Raw genomic sequence first — 15182 nt, 5'->3', positions numbered from 1 at the left:
TACATAAACATAACCATTTGTCCTAATAACAAAATGACCAACGAAACAATTAACAAAAATACTTTATTACTAATTGATGGTTACGGATTTGTCTTCAGAGCATACCATGTTCAACCACCATTAACTTCTCCGAGTGGCTTAGCTGTTGGAGCATTGTATGGTTTTACCTCCATGTTGTTAAAGCTATTGAACGATTTTAAGCCAAAGCATGCTGTCATTATTCTTGATTCCGGTGGTAAGAATTTTCGTCACCAAATTTATGAGCAATATAAAGCAAATAGACCTCCTACACCAAAGGACTTGAATGATCAATTACCACTTATTCGTCTAGCAGCAAGTAGCCTAAATTTCCCAATAATTGAAAAAGCTGGTTGTGAGGCAGATGATATAATTGCCACTCTAGCCAATAAAACAACTATATTACAAGAAAATACTATTATTATATCTTCTGATAAAGATTTAATGCAATTAATTAATTCGCATACTAAAATGTATGACCCTATAAAAGCAAAATACATATCTGAAGATGACGTGATAGAAAAATTTGGTGTAGAACCAAATAAGCTCAGGGAAGTAATGGCTTTGATTGGGGATAAGTCAGATAATATACCAGGTGTTCCAAGCATTGGTCCTAAAACTGCTGCAACACTTATAAAACAGTTTGGTTCATTAGCAGAGCTGTTAAATTCACTAGATCAAATCAGTAACGATCGTCAGAGAGAAATTATTAACTCCTCAAAGGATCTAGCATTAATTTCCTGGCAACTAGTTGGTTTAGATTATAATGTTGATATCGATTTAGACTTTAGTGTATTGCAATATACTCCACCTGATAGTAAGCAAATCTCTGATTTTCTAACAGAGTATGGTTTTAAATCTCTAAACAAACGAGTGGAAAATTTATTCCAAATACAAATTACCAACGAATCTTTACCTACTAAGCAAATTATAATTCAAGAAGTTTCTTCTCAACAACAACTTGATTCTATGATGATTAAAGCTGAAGAGCATGGTGTCATTAGTATTTATCTATCAGATCATCTAGGACAAAATCCTTCCATAATTTTATCTATTGATGATAAGTGCTACAACATTAAGTTTACAGCTAGAACCCCTAGCGATATGTCTGATTTACTTTCTGATGATTCTTGCCAAAATTATCTGAATCAATGGTTTATACCTGATATTCTTCAATTGCTAAAAAATAAGTCTATTAAGAAAATCACTTATAAACTGAAATCATTATTAAAATTCTTTTTATACTCTTCTGATTTAAATATACCCGATGAATTTCAAGAGTTGGCTAGGGGTGCGAGTGGTGAGCGAGCGGAAGGTACATGTAAGTACGTGAGCACGCGAAATCCCGATGCACAACAACGCCAGCACTTGAAAGGCGAAGGGTATATAGCATCGTGTGAGGATCTTGAACTGATGCAATATCTGATTTCTGCTGGCAAACCTCAGAAAAATCCATTTGATGGAGTACAGAAGGATAGCTTGGAAAGTGTAGCAGAAGTGGTTAGCAACTTCAGTGCTGATTATCAAAAACTATTATTAGAGTTAAAGGATAATCATGCCTTAGCGCTATACAAAGAAATTGATTTACCTTTATGCTATATAATAGATAAAATGGAGAAAGCCGGAGTTAAAATCGATTCACAGTATCTTAAACAGCTATCAAGTGAATTTGGTAATGAAATTACTAAATTAGAGCAGGAAGTTTTTACCATTACTGGGACAAAGTTTAACATTGCCTCGCCAAAGCAACTGGGGGAAATTTTGTTTGAGAAAATGCAACTACCCTTTGGTAAATTGTCATCGAAAGCTAAGTCTTATTCTACTAGTGCAGAAATACTTGAAAAAATTAGCGAGAGTGGTTTTGCTATTGCCGATTTATTATTAAAATGGCGTCATTTAACTAAATTAAAAAATACTTATACGGATAGCTTACCCCTGCAAGTAAATCCAATAACTAATAGGGTACATACCACATTTTTACAAACTTCAACTAGCACTGGTAGGCTTAGTTCTCAAGATCCGAACTTACAGAATGTACCAATTCGCTCGAAAGAAGGCAATAAAATCAGAGAAGCTTTTATTGCAGAAGATAAGCACAAATTAATTTCAGCTGACTATTCACAAATTGAACTCCGAATCTTAAGTAGCATGGCAGATATACCCTCCTTAAAGCAAGCTTTTGTTAATGGTGAGGATATACATAGTAAAACGGCTTGTAATATATTTAAAATTACTGAAAAAGATTTAACACTAGAACATAGGCGTAAAGCAAAAGCCATAAATTTTGGTATTATTTATGGTATCAGTAGCTTTGGACTGGCAAAACAGTTAAATATTAGCTCTTCACAAGCAGCAGAATATATAAAAAAATATTTTGAAGAATATCCAGAAATTCAAAAATATATGGAATATATAAAAAACTATGCCAAGGAACATGGTTATGTCCTAAACCTATTCGGACGGAAATGTTTTGTTCCCTTAATACATGATAAGAAACACTCCCTACAGCAATTTGCCGAAAGGGCAGCAATCAACGCTCCAATTCAAGGAACTAGTGCAGACATTATAAAAGTGGCAATGATTGATCTTGACCGTAAGATACGGAAATTAAAATTAAGAACCAAACTAATTCTACAAATCCATGACGAGTTACTTTTTGAGTCTCCTATTGATGAAATAGAAGTAGCTACTCACCTAATCAAAACCACTATGGAGAACTCACCTAAATTAGCCATTCCACTTATTGTTGAAACCAAGGTAGGAGATAATTGGCTAAATACATATACTCGGTGAACTTCACAACCCCTCTCCTTTTTCAACTGGCTCTATTCCATATAGTGCTACCATTCGCTCAAGAACTCTTCCAACAGCAGGAGCTGCAGTCCAGCCAGCAGTAGCAAAGCCAAAGGATTCTTTTGTTCCTTTTGGTTCATCAAACATTATAAAAATAATATATTGCGGATCAATGGCTGGTAATAAACCTAAAAATGATGACATTCTGCTATTTTTAAGATATTTTTTCTTGCTATGCCCATCTGAAGTTAATTTTTCAGCAGTACCAGTTTTACCACCGACAAGATATCCTTTAACATCGGCTCTACGTCCTGTCCCTTCTTTTACCACCAAACGAAATAACTCACTCATTTGTTTAGAGGTTTTCTCACTAAAAACACGCGTGCCAACAAGACGCTCATCGCACCTTTTGATTAAAGTCAGATCATATAATATCCCTCCATTTACTATTGGCAATACTGCTTGCATAAAGTGTAAAGGGCTAATTGAAATGCCATAACCATAGGCCATGACAGCAGTAGTAAGATCACTCCACCTCTTGTCAGATGGAAACAAAGGAGTACCTCTCTCTGGTAACTCAATTTTAAGCTGATCTAGTAAACCTAATTTCTTTAAATAATTTTTAAAATCATTCTTTCCAACTTCAAGCATAATTTGACTAACACCAATATTCGACGAATGCAAGAAAATTTCTGGAACACTGTGCCACCCTTGCCTTGGATGATAATCTTTGATATTAAACCCCCCTACCTTCATATAGCTAATATCATAAGCATCATTCATTGCTATAGCATCAGTATCAAAAGCTACGGCCATAGTCAAAGTTTTAAATACAGACCCCATCTCATAGATACCAAGACTTGCCATATTAAATAGCTCTTCTGGCTTTGCTCTACTCGGATAATGTGGGTTAAAATCCGGCTTACTAACAATAGCTAAAATCTCACCATTATTAGGGTTGACAATTATTCCTACTGCTCCTATTGCACTAAACTCCTTTAACGTCCTATCTATTTCTTCACTTAGAATATTTTGTAATCTTACGTCTATAGATAGTTCAAGAGGTTTTTTAAGTTGATCCGGCTGTATAAAGTCAGAATTAGTTAGAAACTTATCATAGGTTTTTTCTAATCCAGCAAGACCAACCAAATCCCTACCCACATATCCTATAATATGTGATAATAAATTGGAAAAAGTATAGATTCTTTTTTGTTCTTGTTCAAAACTAAAACCTGGCATTCCCAAATTTGATATCGCTTCTTGCTCTTTTGGCAATAAATCCCTTTTGATCCATACAAAACTTTTGTTACTTTGTAACTCTGCAAGTAACTTCATTTTATCAATCTCAGGCAAGATATTGGATAATCTTTCTAAACATTGCGAAGGATTAATTACTTTCTGTGGATTAGCAAACAATGAGGAGGAAGGTAAATTGACTGCTAATAAGTTACCATTACGATCTACTATCTCTTTCCTAAAGTCACTATTTTTTACTTGGTATTCTAGCTTAACATAGCCATTGGTCGCAACAATTATTAAGCGATATAATAAACCACAAAAAAATATAGCAAAACAACAGCTAACTATTAATAATCTGATTTTGGTATTGTTAGCACCTACATCCCATAAAATAATACTACTAAAATTTCTTTTCATTTTAGTTAGAATATTTTTTATAAATGCTAATAAAAATATATTATTATCCATCTACATACTGCTGCTAATTGCTTACTAGTATGTCATTCTGCAAAAGTAGCGGATATATAATACTGAATAGTCTTGCAAGGTATTTTTTCAGATTCCGCACCGAAACAAGATAACATCTTTTCTGCCATGTAAGTACTATACTAATGTTGATTTTCATCGAATATACTCTGATTTTCTAGTTGAAACGGTTTTTATGTATTTATTAGCAATTGTTTTATAACGCCACTTAACATTGGTTTTACTAAAATATGAACCACCTACCTCGTTAGACTTTGCATATTTCTTACTCTCAGGTAGCAAAGGATCACTAATCATTTGCTTAACTTTAACAGTATCTAATTGTAAATAAAGTGATGCTAATTTTCTTAGTCTAGCAGGAGAAGTAAGGTATGATTGTTCGACTTTTAACACGTGAATTCTATCACTCTCACCAGTCAACTGTTTTGAAACCTCTCCAAGCTGGTAATGCAAGGCAATAACCTGATCTTTAATTCTAAATAATCCATAAATAGAAAAAATTATAGTACATACAGTTATACAACTAAATATTCTAACTACCATATGTAGTACCATCTATTTTTTGTCCAGCCCTCAACTTTGCAGACCTTGCTCTTGGATTAAATGCAACTTCTTTAGGCGATGGACATAATGGTTTTTTTGTAAGAATTTTAAGCCATTCCTTAGAATTTTCTTGTAGTGCAATCTTTACACTATATTTAGACCTAGCGACTACCACAGCAGAATTTGCTTTAAAAAAATTCTTAACAATTCGATCTTCTAATGAATGAAATGAGACAATTACTAGGCGACCATTTGGTGCTAAAATATTCTTGCTATTACTTAGAAACCTTTCTAATTGCCCCAATTCATCATTGATGTAAATACGAATTGCTTGAAAAGTCTTAGTAGCGGTATCAATTTTACCTTTGCGAAAACCTATACTACTACGAACAATATGAGCAAATCTTGCTGTATTGGTAATAGGCTCTAACCGCCTATGTTCTATAATTTTTTTGGCAATTCTTCGAGAATAAGATTCATCACCATATTTATAAATCACATCAGCTATTTCTTGTTCATCAGCCTTATTTATAAAATCTGCAGCACTCTCCCCTATTCCACTCATTCTCATATCAAGTGGTCCATCATGAGTAAAAGAAAACCCTCTATCTCCAGAATCAATCTGCATAGAAGAAACCCCTAAATCCATAACTATGCCATCAAATTTCAACGAACCTAATTCTGAAAAGCTTTCAGCAAAACCTGTCTGAATAAATCTCACTTTACCAGGATAATCATTTATCAATTGCTTAGCATAAGTTATAACATTTGGATCACGATCAATTGCCACTAATTGACAATTACAACAATCAAGTATCATCCTACTATAACCACCAAAACCAAAAGTACAGTCTAGATAATTCCCCCCATCTTTAGGACACAAGACTTCCTTAACTTCATTTAACATAACAGCTGTATGAGATGATGCGGATTCTTGTATCATATATCCTTATTGATATTCTTAAGAGTTAAACGGTTATCTTGAGCAATTTGCCGAGCTGAAGAAAGATAAGTTGCAAAATTTTGTGGCTGCCAAATTTCAAAAACTAATCCCTTCCCTACAAAACAAGCCTGATCTGATATATCAGCATGCTCTATTAAAGATTTGGGTAAAATCACCCTACCCTCACCATCAAACGTAAGTTGGATGGCCTCACCAAGAATGATTGTTTCAAAAGCATCTCGTTCCTCAGAATATGGGTCTAAGGTTTGGATCATTTGACTTAATTCCTCAAGCCTCTTTAAACTACAGCCTTCAATACACTTATTTCTAAAAGACGGATAGACAATGACTCCGTTAAACGACTGACCAGACAAAGCGACTCTATAGCTAGCTGGCACTGAAACCCTACCTTTCTTATCAAGATTATTTATATATTTTGACAAAAAAATATTCATTTACCTATTTACCTTCCAAGAATTGGTAGTGTCGTCATTGCGAGGAGCTACTTTAGTAGCAACGAAGCAATCCAAAAAGTGACTAGGAATGGATCAACTATGTTCGCAATAAAAATTTAAATAAATTTGGTTTAAATTTTTATTGCTTCTGCAGAGCTAGTTAAATCACGTAACTTAGCGTTTGCAATCACAATGATTTTCCGCATTAATGCTACCATCGCCACCATTTTCTTTTTTCCTCTATTGATCAATTTTTCATAAAATACCTTCAGTTCAGAGTTAGAATTTCTAGCAGCCATAGCAGCTACAAACAACATAGGTCTAACAAAACTTCTACCATGACCTGTATGTCTATATCCGCTATATCTACCGCTATCATTAGATATTGGTGCAACACCTACTAATGATGCTATTTGTTTGCGGTTCAATGTACCAAGTTCAGGTAACAAAGCTATAAGCTCATTAGATACTACTGTGCCTATACCACTAATAGTTTGCAGTGTCTCTTTCTTAGCCTGCAAGAGTTTATCTTTTGCTATTAAGTCATCTATTTTTTTAGTAATAGATGCAATTTGTTCTTCTAGTACTTCGATTATTTTAACACAACTAGACTTGATTAAATCAGCTTTCGGGGACTGAAACCTATTTTTTTCTGCAATCAACATTTGTTTGAGGTCGTTCCTACGTCCGACTAATTCATACAAGTTTAAAGCTTGCTTAGATTGTACTTTAAATAGTTCTAATCTTTCTGACCGTTCAAAACCATAAAGTGCTAGAGCTTTAGCATCAAGACTATCAGTTTTAGCTGCATTCCCAAAAGACCTAATAAAGTTTTTAACTTTGCGAGTATTGGCTCTATGTACAGCAAAACCCTGATTGCAAAGCGTTAGTAATAGTTCCATTTCATATCCACCTGTGGTTTCTAAAACACACAATGCAGAACTAATCTCTTTTTTGTAATCCTTGATAAAATCAGCTATTCCATTAGAGTTGTTATTATATTCTTTAGTTTCTTTTTTTCCATGAATAGCAACAACAAAATTGAATTTTCCTATATCAAGACCAATAAAATTATTATATAATGGCATAATACCTCGAAGACTTTTAATGTTTACGATTGTAAGCGGGAGTGCAAAGGCATCCCAATCAACTATTCAAACGTCTCGGGGATTTGGGCTAGAGTACCAAGATCCATACGATCTTAAGACCAATTGCTTCACGGTCGCTCACGCCTGCACAGCGATAGTCATTTAGTATTATTAATGACTATCGCTGTAATACCCCCTTATAAGTCAGTATAAATCATTATTTATATTGACTTCAACATCTATTATATCATACTTTTAACTTACAATTGCTTCGTCGGCTCACGCCTCCTCGCAATGACATTTGGGTAAAAAGTACCCATCATTATGAGACCACGTGAGTGTAGTGGCAATCCACATTCATTGCTTCGTAGTACCTACCCACTCCTCGATAATAGATGGAGTAATAATAGACTTGCTACATAACCATACCCTGTACAAATTATTCCATAATTAGATTGGTTATATTTGGGATAATTTGGGATTATATGGAATTTTTAGGATATTGTACTATAATTATAGAGTCAAGAAGGTTTTAAATAGTTTACAAAAAATTTATAAAATTTTATCAATTGTGACTTATTTAATGCATCTAGAGCTTGTTTCACATCCAAATCATCCTGAACTCGTTTCAGGATCTAGATTATTCACACAAAATATCCTGAAACAAATTCAGGATGACATTTATTTAAAAAAAGTAGATGACAGGTATTAGTGCAAAGAAAAATTTTAGTATAATGATCTCATACAAGAATTAATGAGATTTTTATGATTACACTACTTGCTTCAATAACGGGCTTTATTAGCTCAATTATCCCGGAAATTTTAAAAATTCTAAAGGATCAAAATGATAAAAAACATGAGCTTAATCTTTTAGATCGGCAAATTGAAAGCCATAAATTAGGGAATACCAAACTGCTCACAGAGCTTAACGTTTCAAAAGATATGGCGGAGAATAATACTTTATATTCAACATATAAATTAGGCATTAATTGGGTTGACGCCTTAAATGGTTCAGTTCGCCCTGTTCTAGCATATAGTTTTTTTATTATGTATGCCTATGTCAAATATGTACAATATAAAACCATACAAAGTACGGCAATCCTTGTGGAATATCTTGATGTTTTATGGAATATAGACGATCAGGCTATTTTTGCTGGCATTATTAGCTTCTATTTCGGACAACGTATGTTTAATAAATTATGGAAGCGTAAAATGTAACACAACAATTATTGTATATTACAATATAATATGCTATAATAATGTTCAGAAATTATTATTTAATTAAAAATTAGATATATGCTAAAAAGAATCGTTTGGTCTATTTTCTTTGTGCTAGTTATATACCCTATTATACTTTCATATTTGGGTATAAAATACTATGCTAGCCATAAAATAGGTGTATTTGAGATAAGTTTGTTTATAGCTGGCTATTATGGTTCTAATATTGCTGTTGGTGTTGGGTTGCATCGGCTGTGGTCACATCATGCCTTTAAAACAAATAAGATGGTGGAATTTATTCTTGTTATGATGTCAGCTGGTACGTTACAAGGACCAGTATTGTCCTGGGCATCTAATCATTTCAAACACCATGCTTATACTGATAAAGATCAAGATCCGCATAGCCCATTGAAGTTTGAGAATAGAATTTTAGGATTTTTATGGTCACATATTGGGTGGATGATCATTGATGGAAGCTATAAGTCCATTGACCGAATTACTATGGTTAAACTTGGTAGAAACAAATTGCTAAGATGGCAATTAAAATATTATTGGCAAATTGCTGCGTTTATGAATATTGTATTTCCAGCATTAATAGGTTACTTAATAGGTGGTACTATCATCTCTGCCTATGCTGGTTTCTTGTTTATTGGTATTGGTAGAGCACTGCAACAACATGCAACTTTTTGCGTTAATTCTCTATGTCATTTCGTTGGTAGTAAACAATATTATAAAGGTACTGCAGGAGATATTTGGTGGATGGCTTTGTTCTTATTAGGTGAAAACTGGCATAATTTCCACCATGCCTTCCCATCAGATTATCGCAATGGTGCTAAGTGGTATCATTTTGATGTCCATAAATGGATAATATACGTAATGAGCAAACTTGGACTAGCTTGGAATTTAGAAGTTACACCTGAAGTTAGAATACAAGCAAAAGTAAATGAGACTAGTAAATACCTAATAGAGGGACGCAAACAACAATTAAATTTACTGCAAGATAAAATTAATCAACTGGTAGAACATGTGTATGTAAAGCTTAATGAGCTTGAGAATTCTTCTGTATCTATTAAAGCTCAATTACAAAAATCTTTTATGGAAATTCAGGAATCACTGAAGAAGCTTGCTGAACAGCTACATTCATCAATCCAATTAACTGAAAAGTCATCAGAAAGATTACTAAAAATTGCTAGTAAAAAGATTAAAGATCGAGAAATTGCAATTTATAGACTATATAACGAGCTAGATAGAAAGTATATTAGGAACTAGGGGGGCATGATGTCAGACTTAAAATCTATTGGAAATATGAGCTTTGAAGCTGCCTTAGCTGAACTAAAAGAAATTGTAAAAAAAATTGATACGGGAGAAGAAAGTTTAGATTCATCAATTAATAGTTTTGAAAGAGGGGTCTTACTAAAAGATCACTGTGAAAAGAAACTACAAGCCGCTCGCTTAAAGATTGAAAAAATCACTAAGCTGCCAGATTCAACCATTACTATAGAAAAGGTAGAGTCCTAATTTATAGTCAATTCAGGAGAATTGGATAGCAGGAACGATGGAGCGAAGCCTATATATACTGCTTGTAAATGAAGAGTTGATAGAATCAAAATCATGATAGTAGCGGGAATTAGCAAGTCGAGGAGCGAGCGGAGCGTACATATAGTCACACTACTGGACAAAAGAGATGGTATGGTTGAAAGAGCTAGTAAATAGAGTATTTTAGATTGAATACAAAAAAATCTGTGATACTCTATTATGCAATGGCAATAAAAATAGGAGCAATTGGAGAGCAAGAGCAACCGATAAAAATGAAGAAAATGCTAGGATGTAGGAGTTATTCTGTACTACAGTTAGGTATAAGATCAATTAAACAAGCTTATAGTCGTTCTAAGCAATTTTTTGATTTCTTAATCATAAAATTGTTTAAGTTACACTTTGTGCAACCAACCTAACCTTTTTGTTCAGTCAGTGTGACATTTAGTACGTGGCTACCTACGAGAACTATAGCTGTCGAAAGTTAGAAGAGGAAACGGTTTTAGAAGTCATAATGGGCAGTTTAAAATTGTGGGCTTATAAGCTCTGTCATTGCGAGCAGGCGTAAGCCAACGAAGCAATTCACTTATGGTTACTTTTTTGGATTACTTAGTCGGCTTATGGTCTTTTCCGCAATGATGGCATGGACTCCGTCCATATACTGCTCGTAAATGAAGAGTTGGTAGACGATAGTATAACTTCAAGAAGAGCTAGGCAGTAGCAAAGTCGAGCAGCGTAGCGTACATGAGTAACTAGGCAGCTTCGATCTTTGGTCGCGGGAACGCCAATTCTTGAAGTTCTACCTGAGTATATACTACGTTCAATCACCCCGTGTCTATTGTTGTTCCCGTTCTTCAAATCATTCGAGTATACTAGTTACATGCGAATTCGGGATAAGAATTAACTAATTCTTATCCTGAATTGGGGTAGTTATCAATAGACTTGCTGCATAAATCAAAGATAGTTGAGGGATTTTTAGGAGAAACGAAGCCGGCTACCTTCGCGTACACAGACGTACGTGAGGAGCGGAGGCGAGTTTCGACGACAAAATCACCAACTAGATTGACTTATGCAGCAAGTCTAATAAAGGTACAGTCTCTAATATCTTTACCTTATCTTCTACTTCTACTAATCCACCTATTACTTCACCCAATTTTGTATCAAACTCATCTATTTCATCTTGTAAAAATTTAATGTGTTTTTCTATACTATCTTTATCTATACCATCAATGCTATGATGTAATTTCTCTTTTTCATTGTTAAGTATTAGTACTAAATCTTCTAACCTTTGTTGATATCTCTTCAAAGTTTCTGATTCAGTTTGATATAGATAATTTGCTGTAATCTGCATCTTAATATAATATTGCCTTCATCTTATTTGTGCAAGACTGTTTTTTCCAGTATCTTCTGTAATGCACTATTCTCTTTGGGTATGCTAATTCTCCTAAACTCATCAAGTAACATTTTTACGCCCATTTCTACTTCATCTAAATGAATGGTCATGTGCAAAATATGCTGTTCTTTCTTGGTAGTTAGAGTGGTTATCTCTTTTAATTCTTTATGTAACAAAATTACTTCTTCTTTGGCTGTAATGAAACTATTTGAGAAATCCTGACTCATAAGCCAAATATTGGTACATGCCAGCCTAATACTATATAACCACTTAATACAAATTACTATCAATAGCATTTCAATAATGATTAAAATACTTGAAGAAATTGCTAATAGTTGAATCATTTCATTCCTCCTTTTATTGCCTTCCACGAGATAAGCTATACATTCGAATACTCGATTGGTATATACCCTTCGCCTTTCAAGTGTTGGCGTTGTGGCACGATGGGACTTCGCGTAGGAACAACGGTTTGACTACGCTCCGTTCGCTTTGCCACTCGTACGCCTAGCCAACTCTTGAAATTCATCAGGTATACTCAAATGCTTTGGAGAATGGAGACAACAAACAAGGGGTGAACGAACGTAAGCAGTACGTGAATTACCCGATAGTATTTGCAAGAACCAATTCTTCAAAGCAGAAGATCATATTCAAGTATACTTTTTTGATTGTTTATTACTTAGTAATAGACCTCTTTCGAAACTCGCTTATGCACAAGGGATTTGAAGGAGACGCTTCACCTCGAACCGCAGCGTACTCTAATTCCGTTACGGATTCGAGTGCCGCATCATTGTCCAAATCACCAGCAGAAGTAGAGTTTCGAAGGAGGTCTATTGTTATTTTATCCTACTAGTTCTTGGATATAACATTCTCTTGGTCTAATTTTATGGGTACATAGGAATTCTCTTTAGTTTTAGAGATGTGTATTTTTATATAATACAATAGATATTATAATATGCAAAGTGTTTTTAATAAAAAAATTTGTGATTATATTAAGTTTATTGAGAATTTTGCTAGGTTCTGTGAACCTAGTTTGCCACCATAGTACCCTACATTTTTATTTCACTACTGTTAAGGGGTCTTCCGAGCGTCATTGCGAGAAGCGGCGATACAGGATACGCGAAGCGTTACTCTAAAAAAACAGCTTAGCTGTTTACCTGGATCGCCACGGCATCTAAAGAGCCTTGCTATGACGATTATAGAAAAATGTAGGGTACTATGCACCTTCTAGCAGAGATAATTTTTGGAATTCATTGGAAGATATAGTATTGTATAGTAAACTGTGTTCTAAAAACCAAAAATCTTTCTAGGGTTTTTGGCAAGTTCTAAAAACATCTCTCGTTCAAATTGCAATAATTTTTGCTCATCAATTTGTTGCATGGAAATGATATCTTGAAACTTTGACAATAGCCATCCTTGAAAATTATCATACTCAGCTATACTCTTCTGCTTTAAAAAATTGGTTTCTGCAAATTCTTCAGCTAAAGTAACTTTAGATAAAATAACTTGCTTGCTTACTTTCTTTATTTTTTTTGGCAAATCCAAGGCAAAAGCCTCTTGCAGTATTAAATGTTTATTCATATTTACTTGCACGTTAGTAATATCATAATCAGCTATAAAATAATCAGCAGAACTTGATTTATTTGGTAATAGGATATTTCTTAAATTTTTTACCAACTTACTTTTATCGCTACTTGCACGATAAAACATTTCCTTAATGCCTCCCCAACTTGGAACTAAGCCAACCGATACCTCAACAAGACCAGCATTTAATTCCTGATTAGCTACAATAAAATCAGAATGTAACAATATTTCACAGCCCCCACCTAACGCAGCACCTAAAGCACAGCTAACAATATTAATATGCGAGTATTTTAACCTTATCATGGTTTTTTGACCAAGTTTTAAGAAATCTTCTAATTTAGCAAAATCTTGATTTTTTATACAGGAAGCAATGAATTTTAAGTCAGCACCAGCTGAAAAATTATTGGTTAATGGCATAATATATAGTGTTTGCTTCTCATTTTCTGCAATATCAACAGATTCTAACAAAAGTTTAAAAACATTTTCATTGAGGCAATTCATTTTAGTGTTAATAGTAAAAACCAACCTATTTTTATACAGAACTAGTTGAGCCGAATCATTCTTCAATAAAATCTTACTTTCTTCTAATCTGACTCTAGTCAAATGAAATTGACTTAGTTCAATAGTTTCATAGGAACTATTAGCGATATATTCCGGTAATGTTAAATTCATTAGCATTGCTTGTTTTTTAAGCCACTCAAATCCTCCTCCTATGTGATTAATTAACAACTCAAAAGGACCAATTTTCCAACTATAACCAAGCCTCATAGCTGTATCTATATCGTAAATATTATCAGTAACCGATGGAATTAAAGATGTTATATATAAGTAAAACTTCACTAGGATCTCATGAAAAAATTTACCATAGCTAGAGTTGCTATTTAACAACTGATCAATAGAACTATACTCAATCTTTGACTCTTCAAATGCCGCATAAGTTAAAGTTGTAAAATCTATGACTTCTTTAGTTTTTATGCCATTTATCTTTGATATACGGTAAAAACCTCCTAAAGCTTTACGACCAATCAAGTTATTCTCTATCATCTTATCAAGGATAGAAGATGCTAAGTAAACTTGGTGATAATCATCATTATTCGGTAGGGAATTAACTAGTGATGTAGAAATTAATCTCATTACGTCGTGACCTATCAAATCATATAAGCCAAAGATTCCTGTACTTGGTAATTTAAATAAATCAGTAAAAATTTTATCGATAATTACTGGACTTAAATTTTCATCTATGCTACTACGAACAACCAGCTCAAGTAGATAACAACCAACTCGATTTGCTATAAAACCTGGAGTATCGTGACATTTAATAATAGTTTTCCCTAAATCTCGTGTTAGAAAATCTGATATCCTCTCTATAACCCCTGAGCTAACCTCTGAATCCACGACAAGTTCAAGTAATTCCATATATCTTGGAGGATTAAAAAAGTGACTAATGACAAATCTAGACCTGATGGTAGATTTTATAGAATCAGGCATTTGCTCTTTTAATTTCCTTAAAGGTAAGGTTGAAGTATTAGAAGCTAAAATAGCATCTTCTTTTAGGTAGGCTAGAATCTTCTCATATAGAAGATGTTTTATTGCAATTTTTTCAATAATAACTTCAATGATCAAATCACATTCTGTAATCAGCTTTAGATCATCTTCTAAATTACCAATGGTAATAAACGCTAATTTACTTGGATGCGATAAAGGAGCTGGTTGTTGTTTCTCTATATTTTCTAGAGCCTTTGTAAGGATTGCATTCCTGTCATTAGGGTCGTTGCTTACTACATCTAGTAAAACAACTTGGTGAGAGGAGTTAGCTATCAAGGAAGCTATTGCTAGCCCCATTACTCCAGAACCAATAACACATATTTTCTCTATTTTATCTTCCATCTTAT

13 protein-coding genes are annotated in these 15182 nt (G+C 33.8%); 5 read left to right on the top strand and 8 right to left on the bottom strand.

Features of this window, described 5'->3' with window-relative positions; translation table 11 throughout:
- The first annotated feature begins 33 nt into the window (after positions 1-33).
- Positions 34-2811 (top strand): DNA polymerase I, encoded by a 2778-nt coding sequence (gene polA / locus ACFEL2_RS04050; protein WP_375332304.1) that lies wholly within the window; start codon positions 34-36, stop codon positions 2809-2811.
- 3 nt (positions 2812-2814) lie between these two features.
- Here polA and ACFEL2_RS04045 read toward each other — a convergent pair whose 3' ends face one another.
- The 5 genes from ACFEL2_RS04045 to ACFEL2_RS04025 form a co-directional block, all read right to left on the bottom strand.
- Positions 2815-4488 carry a peptidoglycan D,D-transpeptidase FtsI family protein gene (locus tag ACFEL2_RS04045; protein WP_375332380.1) on the bottom strand — a complete coding sequence of 558 codons (1674 nt, stop codon included), beginning with the start codon at positions 4486-4488 and terminating at the stop codon, positions 2815-2817.
- 183 nt (positions 4489-4671) lie between these two features.
- Positions 4672-5079, bottom strand: coding sequence for a hypothetical protein (locus ACFEL2_RS04040; protein ID WP_375332303.1), 408 nt, complete (start codon positions 5077-5079; stop codon positions 4672-4674).
- Positions 5069-6022 (bottom strand): 16S rRNA (cytosine(1402)-N(4))-methyltransferase RsmH, encoded by a 954-nt coding sequence (gene rsmH / locus ACFEL2_RS04035; protein ID WP_375332302.1) that lies wholly within the window; start codon positions 6020-6022, stop codon positions 5069-5071. The genes ACFEL2_RS04040 and rsmH overlap by 11 nt, the downstream gene beginning before the upstream one ends.
- Positions 6019-6477, bottom strand: coding sequence for a division/cell wall cluster transcriptional repressor MraZ (locus ACFEL2_RS04030; RefSeq protein WP_375332301.1), 459 nt, complete (start codon positions 6475-6477; stop codon positions 6019-6021). The genes rsmH and ACFEL2_RS04030 overlap by 4 nt, the downstream gene beginning before the upstream one ends.
- A 131-nt stretch (positions 6478-6608) precedes the next feature.
- Positions 6609-7565, bottom strand: a complete 957-nt coding sequence (locus ACFEL2_RS04025; protein WP_375331608.1) for an IS110 family transposase — start codon at positions 7563-7565, stop codon at positions 6609-6611.
- Between the two features lie 765 nt (positions 7566-8330).
- Between ACFEL2_RS04025 and ACFEL2_RS04020 the strand changes: the two genes are divergently transcribed.
- The 4 genes from ACFEL2_RS04020 (at position 8331) to ACFEL2_RS04005 (ending at position 10735) form a co-directional block, all read left to right on the top strand.
- Complete coding sequence (locus ACFEL2_RS04020; protein WP_375319253.1) at positions 8331-8783, top strand: hypothetical protein; 453 nt, start codon at positions 8331-8333, stop codon at positions 8781-8783.
- 78 nt (positions 8784-8861) lie between these two features.
- Positions 8862-10052 carry a fatty acid desaturase gene (locus tag ACFEL2_RS04015; RefSeq protein ID WP_375332300.1) on the top strand — a complete coding sequence of 397 codons (1191 nt, stop codon included), beginning with the start codon at positions 8862-8864 and terminating at the stop codon, positions 10050-10052.
- A gap of 9 nt (positions 10053-10061) precedes the next feature.
- Positions 10062-10301, top strand: coding sequence for an exodeoxyribonuclease VII small subunit (locus ACFEL2_RS04010; protein WP_342272696.1), 240 nt, complete (start codon positions 10062-10064; stop codon positions 10299-10301).
- A 206-nt stretch (positions 10302-10507) separates the two neighbouring features.
- Positions 10508-10735, top strand: coding sequence for a hypothetical protein (locus ACFEL2_RS04005; RefSeq protein ID WP_341752063.1), 228 nt, complete (start codon positions 10508-10510; stop codon positions 10733-10735).
- A gap of 638 nt (positions 10736-11373) precedes the next feature.
- On the opposite strand, the gene ACFEL2_RS04000 is transcribed toward ACFEL2_RS04005, so the two are convergent.
- The 3 genes from ACFEL2_RS04000 to ACFEL2_RS03990 all read right to left on the bottom strand — a co-directional run bounded on the left by ACFEL2_RS04000 (position 11374) and on the right by ACFEL2_RS03990 (position 15177).
- Positions 11374-11667, bottom strand: coding sequence for a hypothetical protein (locus tag ACFEL2_RS04000; protein WP_341752064.1), 294 nt, complete (start codon positions 11665-11667; stop codon positions 11374-11376).
- A gap of 23 nt (positions 11668-11690) precedes the next feature.
- Positions 11691-12053 (bottom strand): hypothetical protein, encoded by a 363-nt coding sequence (locus ACFEL2_RS03995; protein WP_341755042.1) that lies wholly within the window; start codon positions 12051-12053, stop codon positions 11691-11693.
- Between the two features lie 940 nt (positions 12054-12993).
- The gene (locus ACFEL2_RS03990) at positions 12994-15177 is read right to left on the bottom strand and encodes a 3-hydroxyacyl-CoA dehydrogenase/enoyl-CoA hydratase family protein (RefSeq protein ID WP_375332299.1); all 2184 of its coding nucleotides are present in this window, start codon (positions 15175-15177) and stop codon (positions 12994-12996) included.
- Positions 15178-15182: the final 5 nt, after the last annotated feature.

This window comes from Candidatus Tisiphia endosymbiont of Temnostethus pusillus (assembly GCF_964264675.1).
In the GTDB taxonomy this organism is placed as follows: domain Bacteria; phylum Pseudomonadota; class Alphaproteobacteria; order Rickettsiales; family Rickettsiaceae; genus Tisiphia.
The sequence above is the reverse complement of the archived record's forward strand: the minus strand, read 5'-3'. Positions and strand labels throughout refer to the sequence as shown.

Bases quoted from the DNA above. Each gene is read 5' to 3' on its own strand.
- polA (WP_375332304.1), top strand. From the start codon at position 34: ATGACCAACGAAACAATTAACAAAAATACTTTATTACTAATTGATGGT.
- ACFEL2_RS04040 (WP_375332303.1), bottom strand. From the start codon at position 5,079: ATGGTAGTTAGAATATTTAGTTGTATAACTGTATGTACTATAATTTTT.
- rsmH (WP_375332302.1), bottom strand. From the start codon at position 6,022: ATGATACAAGAATCCGCATCATCTCATACAGCTGTTATGTTAAATGAA.
- ACFEL2_RS04030 (WP_375332301.1), bottom strand. From the start codon at position 6,477: ATGAATATTTTTTTGTCAAAATATATAAATAATCTTGATAAGAAAGGT.
- ACFEL2_RS04025 (WP_375331608.1), bottom strand. From the start codon at position 7,565: ATGCCATTATATAATAATTTTATTGGTCTTGATATAGGAAAATTCAAT.
- ACFEL2_RS04020 (WP_375319253.1), top strand. From the start codon at position 8,331: ATGATTACACTACTTGCTTCAATAACGGGCTTTATTAGCTCAATTATC.
- ACFEL2_RS04015 (WP_375332300.1), top strand. From the start codon at position 8,862: ATGCTAAAAAGAATCGTTTGGTCTATTTTCTTTGTGCTAGTTATATAC.
- ACFEL2_RS04010 (WP_342272696.1), top strand. From the start codon at position 10,062: ATGTCAGACTTAAAATCTATTGGAAATATGAGCTTTGAAGCTGCCTTA.
- ACFEL2_RS04000 (WP_341752064.1), bottom strand. From the start codon at position 11,667: ATGCAGATTACAGCAAATTATCTATATCAAACTGAATCAGAAACTTTG.
- ACFEL2_RS03995 (WP_341755042.1), bottom strand. From the start codon at position 12,053: ATGATTCAACTATTAGCAATTTCTTCAAGTATTTTAATCATTATTGAA.
- ACFEL2_RS03990 (WP_375332299.1), bottom strand. From the start codon at position 15,177: ATGGAAGATAAAATAGAGAAAATATGTGTTATTGGTTCTGGAGTAATG.